Below are 18,808 nucleotides of genomic sequence, written 5' to 3' on the forward strand. Positions count from 1 at the left end.
GGTCGAGCGGGCGTTCCTCTACCGGGACATGCCGGCCGCGGGCGCCTTTGCTACTGCCACGTAAAGCCGGCCGCGGGCGCGCTTGCTACTGCCACGTAAAGGTCCAGGTTGTGAACGGGGTCTTGCAGAGAGGTCGGATGTCTTGGACGATCAGCCAAGCCTCCGGACCCTCGATGGCCGCTACCCATCGCCCGGGCTCACACTCTCGATCAGGGAAGACAGACCATGAAGCTGCTACGTGTCGGCACACCGGGCTCCGAGCGACCGGCCCTGCTCGACCAGGACGGGACGACCCTGCGCGACCTGTCGGGCCTTGTCACGGACATCGACGGCGAGCTGCTCGCCGATGCGTCCGCCCTCGCCCGGATACGGGCCGCGGCGGATGCGGGCGAGCTGCCCGTGCTGGACGCCGATGGTGTCCGTACGGGAGCGCCGCTCGCCCGGATCGGCAAGGTCGTGTGCATCGGGCTGAACTACCACGATCACGCGACCGAGACGGGCGCCGAGGTTCCGACCGAGCCGGTCGTCTTCTTCAAGGCCGCCGACACGGTCGTCGGGCCGAACGACACCGTGCTGGTGCCGCGCCGCAGCCGCAAGACCGACTGGGAGGTCGAGCTCGCGGTGGTGATCGGGCGTACGGCCCGCTATGTGGAGGACGACGAGGACCCGCTGTCGTACGTCGCCGGGTACGCGGTTGCGCACGACGTCTCGGAGCGTGAGTTCCAGCTCGAGCGCGGCGGCACCTGGGACAAGGGCAAGAACTGCGAGACGTTCAACCCGCTCGGCCCGTGGCTGGTGACGGCGGACGAGGTCCCGGACCCGCAGGCGCTGGGTCTGAAGCTGTGGGTCAACGGCGAGCTGAAGCAGAACGGTACGACCGCCGACCAGATCTTCTCGGTGGCGGAAGTCGTGCGGTACGTCAGCCAGTTCATGACGCTGTACCCCGGGGACGTCATCAACACCGGGACGCCGGCGGGGGTGGCGCTGGGGGCGCCGGAGCCGAAGCCGTACCTGCGGGCCGGCGATGTGGTGGAGCTGGAGATCGAGGGTCTGGGCCGCCAGCGCCAGGAGTTCAAGGACGCGTAGGCGTCGCCCGCGGCTGCGGGAGGGGGAGCCCGCAGCCGCCGGTCGGGGAAGGGCCGCGGAGGTACGGGGGATGACCCCCGCGGCCCTGGTCTGTGGGCCGCTGAACGAGCCGCGGTTCGCCCGCCTGACATCGCGAGCCGCCGTTCGCCCTCCGCCGTCACGTCGCGATGAACCGCTCCAACGCCTCGACCACCATCGCGTGGTCCTCCGCCTGGGGCAGGCCCGAGACCGTGACCGTGCCGACGACGCCGACGTCGGCGATCGTGATCGGGAACGATCCGCCGTGGGCCGCGTACAGGTTGGGGTCCAGGCGCGATGAGTCCTCGAACGTCGTGCCCTTCGCGCGGTGGCGGGCGCCGACCAGGAAAGAGCTCTCGCCGTACCGCTCGACGACCCGGCGCTTGCGGTCGATCCACGCGTCGTTGTCCGCGCTCGACCCCGGCAGCGCGCAGTGGAAGAGCTGCTGCGTCCCGCGGTGGATGTCGATGGCGACCGGCGCCTGCCGCAAATAGGCCATCTCGACCAGCATGCTGCCGAGCGCCCACGCGTCGTCGTGCGTGAACCGCCGTACGGTCAGCCTGCGTTCCTGGGCGACCAACTCGTCGACGGTGAGCGGCGCCGGTGTGGACGCGGTCATGCGGAGACATCCACCGTGATGCCCTCGCGGGCGGAGCGGCGCGCGGCCTCCAGGACGTCCAGCGCGGCCGCCGCTTCGTGGGCTGTGACCGGCGGGGGCGTACCGTCGCGCAGAGCCGTGGCGATGCCCTCGTAGTACGCCGGGTAGTCGCCCGGCACCGTCTCGACCGGGGTGCCCCCGCCGGTCAGCGGGGACTCGCCCGCGCCGATCCGGCCCCACAGCGCCTTGGGCTCGACGCCCCAGCTCCTGCCCGGCACCGGGCGCTTGCCGTCGCGCAGGTCGGCCTCCTGCGGGTCCAGGCCGTACTTCACATATCCGGCCGTCGAGCCCAGCACCCGGAAGCGCGGGCCGAGCTGCGCGGTCATGGCACTCACCCACAGGTGCGAGCGCACTCCGTTCGCGTGCGTGAGCGCGATGAAGTCGTCGTCGTCGGTCTCGGCGCCCGGGCGGCGTACGTCGGCCTCGGCGTAGACCCGCACGACCGGGCCGAACAGAGTCAGCGCCTGGTCGACGACATGGCTGCCCAGGTCGTACAGCAGACCGCCGATCTCCTGCGGGTCGCCGGACTCGCGCCAGCCGCCCTTGAGCTGCGGACGCCACCGCTCGAAGCGGGACTCGAAGCGCTGTACGTCGCCGAGCTCGCCGTCCGCGATCAGCTGCTGGAGAGTGAGGAAGTCGTTGTCCCAGCGGCGGTTCTGGAAGACCGAGAGCAGCAGACCGCGCTCCTCGGCGAGGGCGGCGAGCGCGCGCGCCTCGGCGGCGGTGCCGGCGATCGGCTTGTCCACGACGACCGGGAGGCCGGCCTTGAGCGCGGCGGTGGCGAGCGGGACGTGCGTCTTGTTGGGGGAGGCGATGACGATGAGGTCGAGCTCGCCCGCGCGCTCCCACAGCTCGTCGGGCGAGGCCGCGAAGCGCATGTCGTCGCCGAACTCGGCGCGGGCCTGCTTCCGCCGCTCCGGGTCCGAAGTGACGATCGTGTCGAGGGCGAGGCCCTCGGTGGCGGCGATCAGCGGGGCGTGGAAGACGGAGCCCGCCAGGCCGTAGCCGACGAGTCCGACGCGGAGAGGGGTGCGGGTGTCGGTACCAGTCATGGATCCACTTAAGCAACGGTGTTGCCAAAGTGCAAGCGCAGGTGACAATGGGGTCCGTGAACAGAACCATCAGTGGAGCGAATCTGCCTGTGCTGCGCAGCCGCAACGCGGCACGGGTGCTCGATCTGCTGCGTACGGCCGGGGAGGGCGGCATCAGCCGGCTCGAACTGGCCGAGCGCACCGGGCTCACTCCGCAGGCGGTCAGCAAGATCACCGCGCGCCTGCGCGAGGGGGGCCTGGTGGCGGAGGCGGGCCGCCGGGCGTCGACCGGGGGCAAGCCGCGCACGCTGCTGCGCCTGGTCCCGTCGGCGGGCCACGCGATGGGCCTGCACCTGGACCGCGACGAGCTGACGACGGTCCTGCTGGACCTGGCGGGCACGCTGGTCGCGGCGCGTACGGTGCCGCTGGACCTGGGGGCGGGAGCGGAGGCGGTCCTTCAGACGGCAGCGGCGGAGGTCGAGGCGGTTCCGTCGGCCGGGCGCCTGCTCGGCGTCGGGGTTGCCATGCCCGGGCCGCTCGACCACTCCACCGGCGTGCCCCGTCGCGTCACCGGGTTTCCCGAGTGGGACGGCTTTCCGCTCCGGGACGCTCTCGGTTCGCGGCTCGGGTTGCCCGTCGTGCTCGACAAGGACACCAACGCCGCCGCCCTCGGGCTCGGCCTGCGTGGGCCCGGGGACTCGTTCGCGTATCTCCATCTCGGTACGGGGCTGGGCGCGGGCCTCGTACTCGGCGGGGCGCTCTACCGGGGCGCGCGCACGGGGGCGGGGGAGTTCGGGCATCAGGTCATCCAGCTCGACGGGCCCGAGTGCGGCTGCGGCAGGCGCGGCTGTATCGAGGCGCTCTGCCTCGCCGCGGTCGGGCGCGGCGACCTCGACAGGGCCGCGGGTGTTCTCGGGACCGGCGCCGCGAACCTCGTCGAGCTGCTCGACATCGACCGGGTGCTGCTCGGCGGCCGGGTCGTGAGCGCGGCGGCCGAGTCGTTCGTACGGGGAGTCGGCGAGCGCGTCCGCGTCCCCGTGACGCTCGCCGAAGGCGGCGCGCACGTCGTCGCGGAGGGCGCCGCGCAGCTGGTGCTCGCGCCCTTGTTCGGCCGCGCTGAGGCGTCACCTGCTTGAGGGAAAATACGCTGATAGAGCGGCGTTGTGCGGCTGTTCGGCCCAAAGGAGACCTGGAGCGGGTGCCCCCACGCGCGTGCGGGGGAAGGCTTTGGGGCACGGCTGGGTCATCCCCCGGCCGTAGGCGATCAGCAAAGGCCCCTCATGCGACTGCGCAATGCCCTCACCGCCGGCGTCACCGCAGCCACCATCGCGCCCGCGGCGCTCACGGCCTCGACCGCGACAGCAGTGACGTCGGCGACGACAGTGACGGCGGCCGCTCCCATGGCCGCGCGCCCCGGGGCCGACGCCATCGCCGCTCCCACGGCCGCGCGCTCCGCGGCCGACACGGCGCTCACCGGCTCGAGGGCGATAGCCGCGATCACTCGGACGGCGGCCCCCATGACCGCGCGCCTCGCCGCGCACCCCGCCGCCATCGCCGCACCCGCGGCCGCACCCTCAGCCCCGCCCACGGACAAGCCCGGCGGGTCGCCCGCCGCCACCGCCCTCCCCGCCAAGCCGGAGAACCGTCCCGCCGGCAGGCAGCCCACCTGCGGCAAGGCAGCCGACCCCGACTTCCCCATCGAAACCCGCGTCCATGGCGGCCCGCCCGTCCACCACGCCGGCGGTGGCTTCGAGCCGTGGTCCGTCGACCTCGCCAACACCACTGGTGAGGCCTGCCGCAACATCCACCCCGTGATCATCTTCACCGGCCGCGACCCCGGTCTCACCCCGGCCCGGATCAGGCTGGAGTTCTACGACGACGAGGCCGCGCTCTGGCGCCCCGTCGCGCTGGAGACCACCGCCGAGGGCGAGGTCGTCGGCGTACTCGACGGCGACGGCCGTTTCCCGGGCTTCGCCGTCCCGGCCCAGAAGTCCGTCACCGCCAAGGTCCGGCTCAGGCTCGCCGCCGACGCCCCGCCCAACCAGGTCACGGTCTTCGCCGCGATCGTCCAGCGGCAGGGCGACGACGGCGAGTGGGTCGGGGAGTCCGGCGACTACCCCTTCGCCGTCCTCGGCGACGACGGCTCCGGCATCGACGCCGGCATCGACGCCGGCATCGACGCCGGCATCGACGCCGGCGTCACCCCCGACGAACTCGCCACCGCCCCCGACGAGCTCGCCACCGCCCCCGACGAGCTCGCCACCGCCCCCGACGAGCTCGCCACCACCGGCACCGGCACCGGCTCCCTGCTCCTCCTCGGCGCCGCCTTCGGCGCGGTCCTGCTGGGCAGCGGGGCCCTGATGCTCGCGTCCCGGTGGCGGCGTACGCGCCGACGCTGATCGTTCACGTACATCTGCAAGCATCGCCTGGTGGACTACCTGAACGACCAGGCACCCGGCGCCCCTGTCCGCTCCGGAATTCCGGACGGTCGCATCCCCAAGTACTACGTCGTCAAGGCCCATATCTCGCTCCTGATAGAGGAGTTGGGCGAGGGGGGACTGCTGCCCGCCGAGCGAGATCTCGCTGTGCGGTACGAGGGCTCCCGTGAGACGGTGCGTCAGGCCACTCCGAGATCTTGAGGCCAGATCGTATCGGGGCGCGCAGGGCGCGGAGTCAGATCTCGTCGACGAGGTCCGCGATGGACTTCACGACCCGGGTCGGCCGGTAGGGGAAGCGCTCCACGTCGCTCGGCCTGGTCAGACCGGTGAGCACCAGCACCGTCTCCATGCCGGCCTCCATGCCCGACACGATGTCGGTGTCCATCCGGTCGCCGATCATCGCGCTGGTCTCGGAGTGGGCCCCGATCGCGTTCAGCCCGGCGCGCATCATCAGTGGGTTCGGCTTGCCCACGAAGTAGGGGTCCACGCCCGTCGCCTTGGTGATCAGCGCTGCGACCGCCCCGGTGGCGGGCAGTGCGCCCTCGGCCGACGGCCCGGTCTCGTCCGGGTTGGTGGCGATGAAGCGGGCACCCGCATTGATGAGCCGCACTGCCTTCGTCATAGCCTCGAAGGAGTACGTCCGAGTTTCGCCGAGTATCACGAAGTCTGGGTCTGTATCAGTCAGGACGTACCCGATGTCGTGCAGGGCCGTCGTCAGGCCCGCCTCGCCGATGACGTAGGCGGTGCCGGCGGGCCGCTGGTCGTCGAGGAACTTCGCTGTGGCCAGCGCCGACGTCCAGATGTTCTCCATCGGCACCACCAGACCCATCCGCGCCAGCCGGGCCTGCAGGTCACGCGGGGTGTAGATGGAGTTGTTCGTCAGGACGAGGAAGGGCTTCCCGGACTCCTTCAGCCGCTTCAAGAAGGCATCCGCGCCGGGAATCGGGGTGCCCTCGTGGATCAGCACCCCGTCCATGTCGGTGAGCCACGATTCGATGGGCTTGCGCTCGGTCATGTGGCGATACTCCTGCCGGACGGGGGGAGGCTTCGCTTAAGGATAGCGATCACCTCAAGGAGCAATCGGTGTCGAGTCCTGCCTTGAGCCCATAGCGGCTGGTCCGGATTGCCCGGCCACCGACAGAGTTCTCCCGCACATCCACGTCGCCGTCGGCGCGAGGTCGCTTCGCCGAGCCGGCTCGGCTGGGTTCTGACGGCCCCGACCGCCCATCGCTCGCCAGCTGCCGGGCTGATGCCGAGCAGACGTTGGAGGATGGCCGATGCCATCTGGATGCAGAGGTCGACCAGGGCGGGTCGACGGGACGCGCCCAGCTCCCCCCGGCGACTCTCGATCAAGTCCATGACCTGGGGATTTCCCGCGGTGGGCGGGCGTGTGCAGGGAGGCCGTGGAAGCACGTTGTCGACAAAAGAGCCGCTTGTCCCTGATCCTGAGATCTCAAGTTCGCTCATCAGAGAGCCGGCTGCGCCCAGCCGGCTCTCGCCGAAGTGGGAGAAACCACTGTGCATCCATGGAGCTGCGACACGTTCGTGGCCATGGCCGACAGCGTGCCCGGGGGGCACGTCCTGCTGGCCAAGAACAGCGACCGTCCCGTGTCCGACACACAGCCACTGCGCTTCCTGCCGCGGCGCACCGCGCAGGCGGGTGCCACCCTGCGGCTGGCCCATGTCGAGATCGACGAGGTCGAGGAGTCCTACGCGCACCTGGGCGGCTCGCCCTACTGGTGCTGGGGACACGAAGAGGGCCTGAACGAATGGGGTGTGGCCATCGGCAACGAGGCCATGTTCACCAGGGACTGGGCGGCCACGGTGTCCGCGGTCAAGGGCGGCGCCGACCGGGACGGCGGCATCCTCGGCATGGAGCTGCTGCGCCTGGGTCTGGAGCGGGGCCGCACGGCCCGGGAGGCGCTCGACGTCATCTGCTCGCTGGTGGAGCGGTACGGGCAGTGGGGCTCCGGTGTCGTGGGGCAGCCGCCGGTCACGGGCGGGTACGACAACTCGTTCCTCATCGCCGACGCCCAGGAAGCGTGGGTGCTGGAGACCAGCGGTCACCGCTGGGCCGCCAAGCAGGTCACCACGGGGACGTACGCCATCTCCAACCAGCCGACCATCCGCACCGAGTGGGACCGCGCCAGCGGCGACCTGGTGGAGCACGCGGTGGACTCCGGCTGGTGGGAGTCCGCGCCGGGGCGGCCGTTCGACTTCGCGCGCGCCTACGTCGACCCCGGTACGCCGCTCCAGCTGTCGCACATCCGGCTCCAGCGCTCACGCCAACTGCTCGGCGAGGCGGTGGGGGCCGGCGGGGTGGGGCTCGGCCAGGCCCAGCGAGTGCTGCGCGACCACTACGAGGACACCTTCCTCGGCGGCCCGTACTTCAACGCGGCGCTGCCCGACTTCCTGAGCCTGTGCATGCACTCCCACCCGTCGGACTTCACCTGGGGCAACACCGCCGGCTCGGCGGTGTTCGTGCTGCCGAAGAGCGGGGAGGGGCTGGCCCACCTGTGGTGGACGCCGGTGACGCCGTGCACCGGTGTGTACGTGCCGGTGTTCGTGGACGCCGGGAGGGTACCCGGGATCTTCGCCGCGGCGGGGACGGCCGGCGTCCGGGAGTGCCCTCCCGAGCACGCGCCGGTGGACACGTATGACGAAGGGTCCTACTGGTGGCGGTTCCGCCGACTGCTCGACATGGTCAAGGGCGGCGAGTCGGCGTGGACCTTCAACGAGAACCAGCCCGTGGTGCGGCGGGCGTTCGACGCCCTGGAACGGCAGTGGGCGGCCGAACTCCCGCAGGTGGAGAAGGACGCGCTCGCGCTGCGCGAGCGGGGCGAGCACACGGCGATGGCGGACTTCCTGGCCGGCTACACCGAGTCCTGCGCGCAGCAGGCGCTGGAGGTCCTCGACCACCTCGTCGCGCAGCTGTCCGGCTGAGTGACGTCCTGTCAAAACCGGACAAGCCTTGACAAGGCAAAGTCAAGTCCGCAAGCTCTCGGCTTAAAGGCATCAGATCTGAGATCTCAAGCAGTTCGTTTCGAGGGGCCATGGACCGTCCGGAAACCGTTCACATCCGCAGCAATGGCCAGGTCACCCTGCCCATGCCGGTCCGCCGTGCGGCCGAGTTGCAGGAGGGTGACGTGGTCGAGGTCGTCCTCCAGGACGACGGAACGATTCTGCTGCGTCCGGTCGCGGTCCTCGACCGCTTGCAGGCAGACCTGGTCTACCGGGTCGGGGACCGGTCCGAGCCGGAGCTCACCGAGGACGACATAAGGGAACGGGCCCGCGGGCTGGTCCGACGCCGCCGGCTTCCGGTCACCACCGGGCGCACGCTCGACGCACTGGTGGAGCGCTACCAGCGCGGTGACCTGACCCAGCGGGCGTTCATCAGCGAGGCACTGATGCTGGGCCTGCCCTCGGCGTCGATCACGGCGCTGCTGGCCGGCACCGAGCCCGCCCCCGCCGAGGCGCCTCCCGCGCCCCCCGTGGCCGAGGAGGCGCCGCAGGCGGCCGTACGGATCGCCCAGGCGTACCACTCGCTGCTGTATTTGCCGCTGTATATCGCCCATGACGTCGGTTTCTTCGCGGACGAAGGAGTGCGGGTCGAGATCACCACCGCTGGCGGCGGTACCGAGGCCTGGTCCGCGGTGGAGGCGGGCATCGCCGACTATTCCGTCCACGATCCGGTGTTCACCGTCCGCGCCTTCGAGCAGGGGATCGAGGACGCGGTCGTGGTCGGCAGCATCTGCAACGGGCAGGCCATCCTGGCGCTGGCCGCGGATCCGGCCGTGGAGGCCACCGACGACCCGCGTGTTTTCAGCACGCGCACCGTCGCCGGGCGCACCGTCGCCACCCAGCCCCAGCCCGACTCGCAGTGGGCCTTGCTGCGCTACCTTCAGTTCCTTTACCAGGCGGGCCCCGAGTCGTCCTACCGCGGCCTCCAGGTGCCGATCGGCACAGAACCGGCTCCCGTCCTGGCCGGGCAGGCCGACATCTGCCTCGCCTTTCCGCCACAGGCGGACGTGGCCATGTCGCAGGGCCTGCACGAGGTCTTCGACTTCTCCAGCTTTTTAGGCCCGTATCTGCTGTCGGCGCTTGCCACCCGGCGTGGCACCGTGCAGGACAAGCCCGCACAGCACAAAGCGGTGATCACCGCGCTGGAAAAGGCCTGCCAGTACGCCCATGCCTTCCCGGACGAAGCGGTCCGGGTGGCTCAGCTGGAATTCCCCGGTGTCGACCCGAAGGTGATCGAGAGCGCCACACGGCGCTGTCTGCGGCGCAACTTCCTGCCGCCCCACATCGCGGTGGACCGCGAGGCCTGGCAGGAGACCGGCGTTCTCAACAGGTTCGTCGGCACCATTCAGCAGTATCACTCGTCGGCCGAACTGGTCGACAACGAGATAAGTCTTCACGTCTATCGCACGCTCGGCAATCTCCGCCTCGTGTGGGACGGCCCCCGTCCCATCGGGAAAGCGGTCGCCACAGCCGGAGCGTGACCAGACGGACGTGAGGGGGGACCGGCACGTCACGCCGGTTTTCCCCGCAGTCACCCATGCCCAGGAAAGGAGCAGCATGAGCGTGCTGGAAAAATTCAGAGGACCGACGACATCGATCGACGACCAGATCGAGAGCTTCGCGATCAACCGCGTCCCCGCGAAGCTGCGGTGGCCCATACCCGCCATCAGCCTCGTGCTTCTCGGCAACGCCACCGCGATGTTCTTCTTCTCTTTCGGTGCCCAGCAGGCGTTCCTCGTGGGATGGCCCGGAATGCTCGGCCCGATCGCGTACTTCTTCATCGGCTCCGTGGTGATCGGCATGCTCACCATGCGCATGGCGAGCCGGGAAGGCCTGTCGCAGAACCTGCTCAGCCGGGGTCTCGGCTTCGGCAGCCGGGGCGCGGCGGTCACCTCGTTCATCTACGCCTTCAATTACGTCTTCTACTTCCTCTTCGAGGGAACGATCGTCTCGCACGCGATCGCGGAGTACTTCAAGGTCGGCATCAACTCCATCGCCGGCATCGGCATCTTCGCCCTGGTGGGCCTGGTCACCCTGCTGCTGGTCCGGCGCGGCATGCACGCCATGTCGTTCCTCCAGTCCTGGGGCTTCCCGGTGTTCGTGATCCTGCTCGCCTGGGGCCTGTACAAGATGTTCACGGAGCACACCCCGGTCGGCGCGGACGGCTGGCACGCCACCGGCGCCACGGGCAGCGTGGCGATGTGGACCGCGTTCAGCTTCGCCAACGGCCAGATGATCTTCCAGGGCCTGATGGCGACCGACTACGGGCGTTTCGCCTCCCGTGACGTCCGCTATCGCGGCACCGCCGCCATCATGCTCGGTGAGCTCATCCCGATGTTCGCCGTGATCTTCCTGGGCGCCTTCATCGGCTTCACGCTGCTGACCGAACTGCACGGACCGAACGCGCAGTCCAACGCCCAGGACCCGGGCTTCGTGTTCGTGTACCTCATGGGCGGTGCGGGTGTCGTCTTCGCCGTCATCACCCAGATCCGCATCAACGTCATGAACCTGTACGGCGGTTCCATCGCGCTCTCGTCCGGTTTCGACGTCGCCGCCAACTTCCGCCCCGGCCGCACGTACTGGATGTACCTCGTGTGGATCCTGGGCGTGGTCTTCTACGCGTTCAACGTCATCAACCACCTGGGCACGTTCCTGGCGGTCACGGGTGTCCTCACCAACACCTGGGTGCTGATCATCCTCGCCGACTACTTCGTCTGCCGCCGCTGGATGAAGCTCGGCCGGTCGGAGAACATCGAGTTCGAGCCGCACGAGGTGCGGTCCTGGAACCCCTGCGGTCTGGCCTCGCTCGGACTGGCCGTGCTGGTCGGCGCGCTGGGCATCGTCGGCGTGTACCCGGTGTACTACGCGTCGTTCATCTCGATGCTGCTCGGCCCCATCCTGCACATCGCGTTCACCGCGGCGACCAAGGGCCGCTACTACACGCCCGTCCAGGCGGACGACGCCTCGGCACAGCCGCAGAGCGCCCTGTCGTAGGTGCTGGAATACCCGGTCCACGGCGATTCCCGCAGACACCGGCCCACACGTGACCACCTGTGCCGCCGGAGTCGGGACGCCCCACGCGGCGTCGCACCCGGACCAGGCAGCTTCCCTGACATCAGGGCCTGACGATTGAGGAGTCGGGCATCACGTACCCGCACGGTTCGCAGGCCGTGATCCCGCCGCCGTGAACGGCAGGCGGGATCACGGCACTTCACGTGACCCCTTCCCCCTCGTCCGCGCCGCCCGGGCACACCTGCCCGTCGCGCGCCAGAACCGGCCGGGCACACCGCCCGTCGCCGCGCCAGAAGACGTCCGGCGCATGCCCAGCACACGCCGGACCACGCATATATCCGTCATTTGGAAGGACCGGAGACATGTCTGTGGACTCCCAGGACTCCCCCGCCCCCATCGTGGTGAAGCCCGGACCGGACTACCCGTACGTCTACTCGCGCTACCTCGAACCCATCGCCACGGTTCCGCTCGGCGTGCCCGTCGAGATCTACACCGAGGACGCCTTCGAGAGCCACCTGCACAGCTCCGAGCAGCGCCCCAGCGAGGTGCTCGGCAAGTACCTCAACCCGCAGTCGGGCCCGATCTTCATCGAGGGCGCCGAGCCCGGCGACACCCTGGTCGTCGACATCGCCGATGTCGAACTCACCCGTGACTGGGCGGTCAGCTCGCACATCCCGGACTTCGGCGGTCTGACGTCCACGACGTTCACCCGGACCCTGCAGGATCCGCTGCCGGAGAAGGTGTGGATCTACCGCCGCCAGGAGGACGGCAGGTTCGCCTACACCGACAAGTTCTCGGTGGAACCGCACCCCTTCATGGGCACCATGGGCACCGCCCCCGACCTCGAGGTGCTCTCGGCGCTGACCCCGTCCATGCACGGCGGCAACATGGACGTCCGTGACATCTGCGCGGGCCGGCGGGCGTACTTCCCCGTCTACGTGCCCGGCGCCTACTTCTACACCGGCGACTGCCACGCCGCCCAGGGAGACGGCGAGGCCTGCGGTGTCGCGCTGGAGATCACCGGAAAGGTGACGGTGACATTCGGCCTGATCAAGGGCAAGACGGTCACCTGGCCGCGAATCGAATCCGCCGAGGACATCATGGTCGTCGGCAGCGCCCGTCCGATGGAGGACGCCGCCCGCATCGCCTACGCGGAACTGGTCGGCTGGCTCGTCGAGGACTACGGCTTCGACAAGTGGGACGCCTACCAGTACATCAGCCAGTGCGGAAAGATGTACGTCGGCAACATGGTCGACACGTATTACTCCGTCGTGGGCGGCGTCCGCAAGCCCGGCCCGAACTCCGCCCAGGAGGTCCTCGGCCTTCCCCCGCTGAGCTGACCCACCCGGGACCACCGGGCCCGGTCCGCGAGTGGCAACTCGTGGCCGGATCCCCGCCGTCCCGGCACCCACGCCGACCAGCCCGCCGCGCACGTACCGCACCCGCACGGCCGTACAGTGCGCTGCGCCACACCAACCGCCTGCCCGCCCAGCCAAACCGGCCACCCGCACGGCGCGGCCTGCACTGAGTGGTGACGCCACGTCCTTGCCCTGGATGGCGTCCCGGCCCCCCAGCGCCTCGGCAAGTACCCGCGCTCCACCTGGCGGTGTTCTTCCGGCAACTCGGCGAGGTAGCCCGTACCATCCGCGCCGTACGCGGCCCGCACTTCGGCCCCGTAAACCGCACCACACTCCGGAGCCGTGGAACCCGGACGCAGCCGCAGCGACACGCGAAGGCCCCACCCCACACCCGAAGGGAAAAGGGCGAACCGATCACCTCGCACAGCAACGATCACCGCTGCCGAATCGAGGTTGACTCGGGCCGCAAGAAAGGTGCGTGAATCCGGTTCCCCGGAAGCTCACAAGCTTCACGAAGGAGGGGCCCTTTACTGCCCTGAAACATGATATTAATAAGTTCGGTGCAGTGAGCATCTAACGTCGTTTCCGCTAGCTCACGATACTTTCCGAGTCAGATATGGAGAACCATGGATCTCTCGAGGACCGCCCTCGTGCTCATCGATATGCAGAAGGAGAGCAAGTATGGCATCGAGAACGTTGATCCGGCGATTTCCGTAGCGGTTCCACTGATTGCGGCCTGCCGCGAACTTGGCGTCCGAATTCTGTACACCCGGCATGTCAGCCGGGCGGATGCGATCGGGTTGCCGAACAGGGAGGTGCTGGATGAGGACGGCAAACCCGTTTACTACCGGTCCGACTCCGACTCCATGGAAATCATAGACGAAATCGCGTCCCGACCCGAGGATATCGTCATTGACAAGCACCGGTGGAGCGGATTCCATGAGACATCGCTCGACCTGATTCTGCGCAGCCTGGGGATCAAACATCTCATTATCGGCGGTTTCGTCACGGACGGCTGCCTGATGACGACCGTCTTCGACGCCTTCGCACGCGACTACCAGGTCAATCTCGTCACGGACATCTGCGCGGCCACCAACAGCGGCTCACACAAAGCGGCAATCCTTATGATGGCGAACTGGGTGTACGACATTGAGATCTTCGGCGCCGCGGAGATCGTCAAGAAGCTCCACGGACAGAAATACCGGTCGTGGTGTTCGACCGGTCCCGATCAGGTGCAATTCACGCCCGAGACACTCAATGAAGTATTCGCCTCGCTTGGCTGAAATGAGGGAAGGTGCATGAATTCCGCTGAACGCGACCAGGCGTCGACCGTGAGCGAAGACCCGCACGATGTCACCGTGCGGGACCAACTGTGGCTCATTCTTGCCGCCGTCATTCCTTTCGCAGCGGCCACACTGTGGTACCTGCTGTCCCGATAGCACCGCGGAGATATCCATGACAGCCAGTGAAACCATCGCTCCAATAGCCCGTAAGGACCGGTACGCAGGATTCTCTTCCATCTTCTGGCTCTGGGCGGGCGGCAATGTCCTCCTGACCAACTTCGTCTCCGGGTCCTCCTATGCGCTGGGCCTCGGATTCTGGCCGATGCTGGTCGTTACGGTCACCGGGAACATGTTCGGGCTTGCGTTCTGCTCCTGGGACTCGCAGCGCAGTGCTCGGTACGGTATCGACGAGATGGTTTCAGTTCGTCCTGCTTTCGGAGTCCGTGGCTCCCTCTACGGCGTGATCGTTCTCGTCGGCGTGAACTTTGGGTGGGTCGGAATCCTCGCCTCTATGGCTGGCTCCGCCATGAAACTCGTGGTCGGGAACTTCCAAGGTGGCGTCACCTTCCCTAACGATTACAGCCTCTACGCGCTGAGTGTGGGTATAGTGCTCCCGCTCATCATCGTCATGTTCAGCCAGAAAGCCGCCTTCCGGCTTTCGAAGATCACCGTACCGATCCTGCTGGCCTTCGTCGCCTATATCCTGATCCGTCTCGCCGTCAGTGGAAATTTCAGCAAGCTCGTGGCCAAACCCGGGGACGGATCGACCAACTGGACCGGAGCCTTCGAGATCATCTTTGCGTTCTCCATCTCCTGGTTCCCCTATCTCGGATCCTGGAACCGGTTCGCTGACAGGGAACGTACCGGCTTCTGGGGCACGTATTCCGGCCTCGCGTCCACCGGCATCCTATTTGCCGCCGTCGGCGGGATGGCCACCCTCGCAACAGGCCAACTCGATCCCGCCCAGTGGTCCACCCAACTCGATCTCGGTCCGATCGCCCTCGGCATCATCGTTCTGGGTACCGTCACCTCCGTCACGCACTTGCTCGGCTCTGGCTCCATGGGCATCCTCAGCGCTTTCCCCCGACTGAACTACCGCTGGATCTGCCTGGCCGTGACGATCCCCTCCGTGATCTTTGTCTACGCCAGCTCGCTCCAGCAGATCTTCAACCTGCTCCTCATTTTCGTCGGCCTGCTGGTCGGCCCCTACTGGGCGATCGCGATCACCGACTATTTCTTCCTGCGTAAACAGAAGATCAATGTGCACGCCTGCTACGACCTGCGCGGCGTATACCGGTTCAACGGTGGGTTCAACCTCGTCGCATTGGGCTGCATGGTCGTCGGCATGGTCGTCTGGATGTTCCTCGGTGGGTGGCTCAGCGGATCCAGCGCCCTAACCTTCACGGCCGGAAAGGAACTCTTCCGTTACATCTCGGCGACCCTGCCGTCAATGGTTGTCTCAGGCGCGCTCTACGCCGCCGCGGCAAGAATCTTCTTCGCCAACCGCGTAATGGGCGACTATCCGTTCAGCCGAACGGCAACGGTCCCGGACCGGGCGAGCCGACTCAAGCCATCGGCTACCCCCTCAGCCGAACCACCGCTGTCCTGAGGGGGCGTGCAGGCGGCGATGACGTGGTCGGGCTGCTGCAACGGAGTCAGCTCGCGACTCCGGACGAGATCGTGCACGTCCTCTTTCTGGCGGGCCCGGGGCCGTTGACCCCTTCCCGCCCTCTACCGTCGTCGACTCGATCGCGGATCTCGTCGACCGCATCTGAGCACGTCAGAGGGCCCAGTCGGACTACTGCGCCGCTCCTGCGGATGCGAAAACGGCCCGGACGCGTGAATCTTTCGGTATCAGGAGGTTCACGATGCGTTCAGGTTGGATCACTCTCCGTGCCGCAGGAGTGGCTGCCGTACTCGTCCTGGCGCCCGCTGCCACGGCCGCGTACGCCGCCGACTCGGTGAAGGTCACGGTCGTCCCGTCCAAGGTCGCCCCCGGCGGCGGCGTGGAGGTCCGCGTCTCCGGTTGTCAGGGCATGACCGGAGCCGCCAGGTCACAGGGGTTCGTCGTGCACGCCGCGCTCGCGAGCCGCAGTGGTGCGGGCACCCAGCTGTCCGGCGGGACGACCGTGAAAGCCTCCGTGAAGCCCGGCACGTACGACATCGGCATCACCTGCGACGGCCGTGAGCACCCGGGATCGGCCCGCTTCCAGGTGGTCGTCGACAACGAGCCGACGGAGCGTCCGGACGAGTCCAGTAAGCGGCCCGACGAGCCGACCAAGCGGGCGGACCGTCCGGCGGATCGGCCGGACGAGTCCAGTAAGCGGCCCGACGAGCCGACGAAGCGGGCGGACCGTCCGGCGGAGCGGCGCGACGAGCCGACGAAGCGGGCGGACCGTCCGGCTGAGCGGCGGGACGAGCCGACGAAGCGGGCGGACGAGTCCACCAAGCGGCCCGACGAGCCGACGAAGCGGGCGGCCCATCCGGCGGAGCAGCCGTACGAGTCCACGGATCGGCCGGACGAGCCGGCCGACCACTCGACGCCCTACGCCCCGGTTCGCGCGGGCGGCGGCGGCTCGGCCGACCTCGCGGCCGATGGCCCGGCGGCCCCGGCCGAGGCGGGCCCCGGCATCCCGGACACCGTGATCGGCCTGGTCCTTGCCGGCGTGGCAGCGGTCGCCGTGGCTTTCCGCAGCTCACGGCGGCGCCGATCGGATTCGGACTGACATGTCTTCCACCGATCGCCCGGCGGGGTCCGGCCGGCTGCTCACCGGAGTGGCCTGGGCAGTACTCCTGCTCGGGCTCTGGCTCTGGGGCCGTGAGATGACCGGCGGCCCCGGCGGAAGCTCCGCGCCCACCACCGGCGACGTGGCCGCGGTCGGCCGGCCGCTGGGCGTGCCGCTGCCGCCCGCCCACGACCCGCTGGACCCGGCCCGGCCGGACCAGGTGGCCATCCCGTCGATAGGGATCATCGCCCCGGTCGTCCCGCGCGGCCTGGACGTCACGGGCGCCGTGGACCCGCCGCCGTACGACATGCCGCACACGGTCGGCTGGTACGACAGCGGTACGCAGCCGGGCACGGCGGGCACGGCGCTGCTCGTCGGCCATGTCGACACCGAGACGAAACCGGCCGTCTTCTACGGTCTGAGCTCGGCCCGGCCGGGTGAGAAGGTCCGGGTGACCAGGGCCGACGGTTCGGTCGCGGAGTTCACCATCGACGACGTCCAGGTTTTCGAACGGGCCCGGTTCGACGCGCAGAAGGTCTACGGCCCGCACAAGGACGGGCGCGCGGAGCTGCGGCTGATCACCTGCGGCGGCACCTTCGACCGCACGACCCGCGCGTACACGGCCAACGTGGTCGTGTCTGCCTACCTGACCGGGGTCACCAAGGGCTAGGCGAGCCTCCGCCGCCGGACGGGCGCTGTCTGCAACCTGGCTCGGCCGACGACATGCTCCCCCCGGAGCCGCCGACCGAGCCGGGTCCTCAACCGGGGGTGCTCGGGCTGCGGGAGAAGCCCGGCGCGGGAGCTGCGGGAAGGTCCGGTTGCGGTCCCGCCAGGGGCCGGGGCGGTTGCCGGACACTCTAGAGCCGTGAACGGGCCCGGCCCAGAGCCTGAATGACGATGTCGCGAAGCCGCCGCCCTCTGGCCTGTCCGCTCCCGTCCGGCCCCGTCGCCCGCCCGCCCGGCGTGTTGTCACAGCCCTGTCCCCGGTGCTCCGGTGGGGCTCGTGACCCTCGGCCGGGATGTGCCACGATGGATTCGACCTGACTTGTCCGGCTGCAAGGGGGAGCGGATGTACGGCAGTTGGTCCGGCCGATGTGTCTTGGCGTGGGCGGTCGCGGCGGGGGCGGGGCTGTTGCTCGCCGGCTGTTCCTCCGACGACGGCAAGGGCGGGAGACCCGCCGCGAGCCAGCAGCCCAAGGGGAGCGATCCGTACTGGGTCAATCCCGACGGCAAGGCCGCCAAGCAGGTCGCGGCCTATCACAAGGACGGCGAGGACAAGAACGCCGAGCTGATCAAGAAGATCGCCGATCAGCCGGTCGGCGAGTGGATCGGCCCGGACAATCCCGAGGCCGAGGCCAAGGGCTACACCGAGGCGGCCGCCGAGGCCGACCGGGACGCGTTGCTGGTGCTGTACAACATCCCGCACCGCGACTGCGGGCAGTTCTCCAAGGGCGGCGCGGCCGACGGCAACGCCTACCGCGCCTGGGTCGACCAGGTCGCGGCGGGCATCGGCGACCGGCGGGCCACGGTGATCCTGGAGCCGGACGCGGTGCTGCATGTGGTGGACTCCTGTACGCCGCAGGAGTTCCACGAGGAGCGGTTCGACCTGCTCAAGGGCGCTGTGGAGCGGCTGAAGCAACAGCCGAACACCAAGGTGTACCTGGACGCGGGCAACGCCGGCTGGTCCCAGCCCGACGCACTCTTCGACGCGCTCCAACGGGCCGGCGTCGACAAGGCGGACGGCTTCGCCGTCAATGTCTCCAACTTCTATCCGACCGCCGCGAGCAAGGAGTTCGGCCAGAAGCTCTCCGCGAAGGTCGGCGGCAAGCACTTCGTCATCGACACCAGCCGCAACGGCAACGGCCCGTACACCGGCGGCGATCCGAAGGAGGACTGGTGCAATCCGCCGGGCCGCGCGCTCGGCGAGGCGCCGACCACCGACACCGGCGACCCGCTGGTCGACGCGTATCTGTGGGTCAAGCGCCCGGGCGAGTCGGACGGCGACTGCAGGGGCGGCCCCAAGGCGGGCGAGTGGTGGCCGGAGTACGCGCTCGGCCTGGCGCGCGCCACGAACTAGGCAGCGTGCGGGCCCTTCCCGTGACTGGGGCTGTGCCCCAGACCCCGCGCCTCCCGCAGACTTCGTCCGGGGGACCCGGCGGGGCTGGATTTCCAGCCCC

At 69.0% G+C, this 18,808-nt stretch carries 16 protein-coding genes and 1 pseudogene; 14 read left to right on the forward strand and 3 right to left on the reverse strand.

Features of this window, described 5'->3' with window-relative positions; all coding sequences use genetic code 11:
* The first annotated feature begins 225 nt into the window (after window positions 1-225).
* Window positions 226-1,086: a fumarylacetoacetate hydrolase family protein gene (locus tag ACWDO5_RS14375; protein ID WP_450530586.1), complete on the forward strand. Its 861-nt coding sequence runs from the start codon at window positions 226-228 to the stop codon at window positions 1,084-1,086.
* Window positions 1,087-1,243: 157 nt separating this feature from the next.
* Here the strand turns inward: ACWDO5_RS14375 and ACWDO5_RS14380 are convergent, their stop codons facing one another.
* Together ACWDO5_RS14380 and ACWDO5_RS14385 are read right to left on the reverse strand one after the other, a co-directional pair.
* Window positions 1,244-1,723, reverse strand: a complete 480-nt coding sequence (locus ACWDO5_RS14380; protein WP_450530587.1) for a heme-degrading domain-containing protein — start codon at window positions 1,721-1,723, stop codon at window positions 1,244-1,246.
* Window positions 1,720-2,814 carry a Gfo/Idh/MocA family protein gene (locus tag ACWDO5_RS14385; protein ID WP_450530588.1) on the reverse strand — a complete coding sequence of 365 codons (1,095 nt, stop codon included), beginning with the start codon at window positions 2,812-2,814 and terminating at the stop codon, window positions 1,720-1,722. Before ACWDO5_RS14385 ends, ACWDO5_RS14380 begins: the two co-directional genes overlap by 4 nt.
* A gap of 47 nt (window positions 2,815-2,861) precedes the next feature.
* On the opposite strand from ACWDO5_RS14385, the gene ACWDO5_RS14390 reads away from it, so the two are divergent.
* The 3 genes and pseudogenes from ACWDO5_RS14390 to ACWDO5_RS14400 form a co-directional block, all read left to right on the forward strand.
* Window positions 2,862-3,929, forward strand: a complete 1,068-nt coding sequence (locus tag ACWDO5_RS14390) for an ROK family transcriptional regulator (protein WP_450530605.1) — start codon at window positions 2,862-2,864, stop codon at window positions 3,927-3,929.
* Between the two features lie 144 nt (window positions 3,930-4,073).
* Window positions 4,074-5,192, forward strand: a complete 1,119-nt coding sequence (locus ACWDO5_RS14395; RefSeq protein WP_450530589.1) for a hypothetical protein — start codon at window positions 4,074-4,076, stop codon at window positions 5,190-5,192.
* 30 nt (window positions 5,193-5,222) lie between these two features.
* Window positions 5,223-5,417 (forward strand): annotated as a pseudogene (locus ACWDO5_RS14400) (GntR family transcriptional regulator); the annotation flags it as partial.
* A gap of 49 nt (window positions 5,418-5,466) precedes the next feature.
* On the opposite strand, the gene ACWDO5_RS14405 reads toward ACWDO5_RS14400, so the two are convergent.
* Complete coding sequence (locus ACWDO5_RS14405) at window positions 5,467-6,246, reverse strand: HAD-IIA family hydrolase (RefSeq protein ID WP_450530590.1); 780 nt, start codon at window positions 6,244-6,246, stop codon at window positions 5,467-5,469.
* Between the two features lie 536 nt (window positions 6,247-6,782).
* Here ACWDO5_RS14405 and ACWDO5_RS14410 point away from each other — a divergent pair.
* The 10 genes from ACWDO5_RS14410 to ACWDO5_RS14455 all read left to right on the forward strand — a co-directional run bounded on the left by ACWDO5_RS14410 (window position 6,783) and on the right by ACWDO5_RS14455 (window position 18,708).
* The gene (locus tag ACWDO5_RS14410; protein WP_450530591.1) at window positions 6,783-8,174 is read left to right on the forward strand and encodes a C69 family dipeptidase; all 1,392 of its coding nucleotides are present in this window, start codon (window positions 6,783-6,785) and stop codon (window positions 8,172-8,174) included.
* A 110-nt stretch (window positions 8,175-8,284) separates the two neighbouring features.
* Window positions 8,285-9,733, forward strand: a complete 1,449-nt coding sequence (locus tag ACWDO5_RS14415; protein WP_450530592.1) for an ABC transporter substrate-binding protein — start codon at window positions 8,285-8,287, stop codon at window positions 9,731-9,733.
* A 76-nt stretch (window positions 9,734-9,809) separates the two neighbouring features.
* Window positions 9,810-11,246, forward strand: a complete 1,437-nt coding sequence (locus tag ACWDO5_RS14420) for a purine-cytosine permease family protein (RefSeq protein WP_450530593.1) — start codon at window positions 9,810-9,812, stop codon at window positions 11,244-11,246.
* 380 nt (window positions 11,247-11,626) lie between these two features.
* Window positions 11,627-12,604 carry an acetamidase/formamidase family protein gene (locus ACWDO5_RS14425; RefSeq protein ID WP_450530594.1) on the forward strand — a complete coding sequence of 326 codons (978 nt, stop codon included), beginning with the start codon at window positions 11,627-11,629 and terminating at the stop codon, window positions 12,602-12,604.
* A 668-nt stretch (window positions 12,605-13,272) separates the two neighbouring features.
* Complete coding sequence (locus tag ACWDO5_RS14430) at window positions 13,273-13,905, forward strand: cysteine hydrolase family protein (protein WP_450530595.1); 633 nt, start codon at window positions 13,273-13,275, stop codon at window positions 13,903-13,905.
* Between the two features lie 15 nt (window positions 13,906-13,920).
* Window positions 13,921-14,061, forward strand: coding sequence for a hypothetical protein (locus tag ACWDO5_RS14435; RefSeq protein WP_450530596.1), 141 nt, complete (start codon window positions 13,921-13,923; stop codon window positions 14,059-14,061).
* Window positions 14,062-14,077: 16 nt separating this feature from the next.
* Window positions 14,078-15,514 (forward strand): purine-cytosine permease family protein, encoded by a 1,437-nt coding sequence (locus ACWDO5_RS14440; RefSeq protein WP_450530597.1) that lies wholly within the window; start codon window positions 14,078-14,080, stop codon window positions 15,512-15,514.
* Between the two features lie 259 nt (window positions 15,515-15,773).
* Window positions 15,774-16,631 (forward strand): hypothetical protein, encoded by an 858-nt coding sequence (locus ACWDO5_RS14445; protein ID WP_450530598.1) that lies wholly within the window; start codon window positions 15,774-15,776, stop codon window positions 16,629-16,631.
* Window position 16,632: 1 nt separating this feature from the next.
* A complete protein-coding gene (locus tag ACWDO5_RS14450; RefSeq protein ID WP_450530599.1) occupies window positions 16,633-17,301 on the forward strand; it encodes a class F sortase in 669 nt (222 codons plus the stop codon).
* Window positions 17,302-17,700: 399 nt separating this feature from the next.
* Window positions 17,701-18,708 carry a glycoside hydrolase family 6 protein gene (locus tag ACWDO5_RS14455; protein WP_450530606.1) on the forward strand — a complete coding sequence of 336 codons (1,008 nt, stop codon included), beginning with the start codon at window positions 17,701-17,703 and terminating at the stop codon, window positions 18,706-18,708.
* The last annotated feature ends 100 nt before the right edge of the window (window positions 18,709-18,808 follow it).

This window comes from Streptomyces sp. NPDC000880, from assembly GCF_053599675.1.

Bases quoted from the DNA above. Each gene is read 5' to 3' on its own strand.
- ACWDO5_RS14410 (WP_450530591.1), top strand. From the start codon at position 6,783: ATGGCCGACAGCGTGCCCGGGGGGCACGTCCTGCTGGCCAAGAACAGC.
- ACWDO5_RS14395 (WP_450530589.1), top strand. From the start codon at position 4,074: ATGCGACTGCGCAATGCCCTCACCGCCGGCGTCACCGCAGCCACCATC.
- ACWDO5_RS14405 (WP_450530590.1), bottom strand. From the start codon at position 6,246: ATGACCGAGCGCAAGCCCATCGAATCGTGGCTCACCGACATGGACGGG.
- ACWDO5_RS14455 (WP_450530606.1), top strand. From the start codon at position 17,701: ATGTACGGCAGTTGGTCCGGCCGATGTGTCTTGGCGTGGGCGGTCGCG.
- ACWDO5_RS14440 (WP_450530597.1), top strand. From the start codon at position 14,078: ATGACAGCCAGTGAAACCATCGCTCCAATAGCCCGTAAGGACCGGTAC.
- ACWDO5_RS14375 (WP_450530586.1), top strand. From the start codon at position 226: ATGAAGCTGCTACGTGTCGGCACACCGGGCTCCGAGCGACCGGCCCTG.
- ACWDO5_RS14425 (WP_450530594.1), top strand. From the start codon at position 11,627: ATGTCTGTGGACTCCCAGGACTCCCCCGCCCCCATCGTGGTGAAGCCC.
- ACWDO5_RS14420 (WP_450530593.1), top strand. From the start codon at position 9,810: ATGAGCGTGCTGGAAAAATTCAGAGGACCGACGACATCGATCGACGAC.
- ACWDO5_RS14445 (WP_450530598.1), top strand. From the start codon at position 15,774: ATGCGTTCAGGTTGGATCACTCTCCGTGCCGCAGGAGTGGCTGCCGTA.
- ACWDO5_RS14435 (WP_450530596.1), top strand. From the start codon at position 13,921: ATGAATTCCGCTGAACGCGACCAGGCGTCGACCGTGAGCGAAGACCCG.
- ACWDO5_RS14450 (WP_450530599.1), top strand. From the start codon at position 16,633: ATGTCTTCCACCGATCGCCCGGCGGGGTCCGGCCGGCTGCTCACCGGA.
- ACWDO5_RS14380 (WP_450530587.1), bottom strand. From the start codon at position 1,723: ATGACCGCGTCCACACCGGCGCCGCTCACCGTCGACGAGTTGGTCGCC.
- ACWDO5_RS14390 (WP_450530605.1), top strand. From the start codon at position 2,862: ATGGGGTCCGTGAACAGAACCATCAGTGGAGCGAATCTGCCTGTGCTG.
- ACWDO5_RS14385 (WP_450530588.1), bottom strand. From the start codon at position 2,814: ATGACTGGTACCGACACCCGCACCCCTCTCCGCGTCGGACTCGTCGGC.
- ACWDO5_RS14415 (WP_450530592.1), top strand. From the start codon at position 8,285: ATGGACCGTCCGGAAACCGTTCACATCCGCAGCAATGGCCAGGTCACC.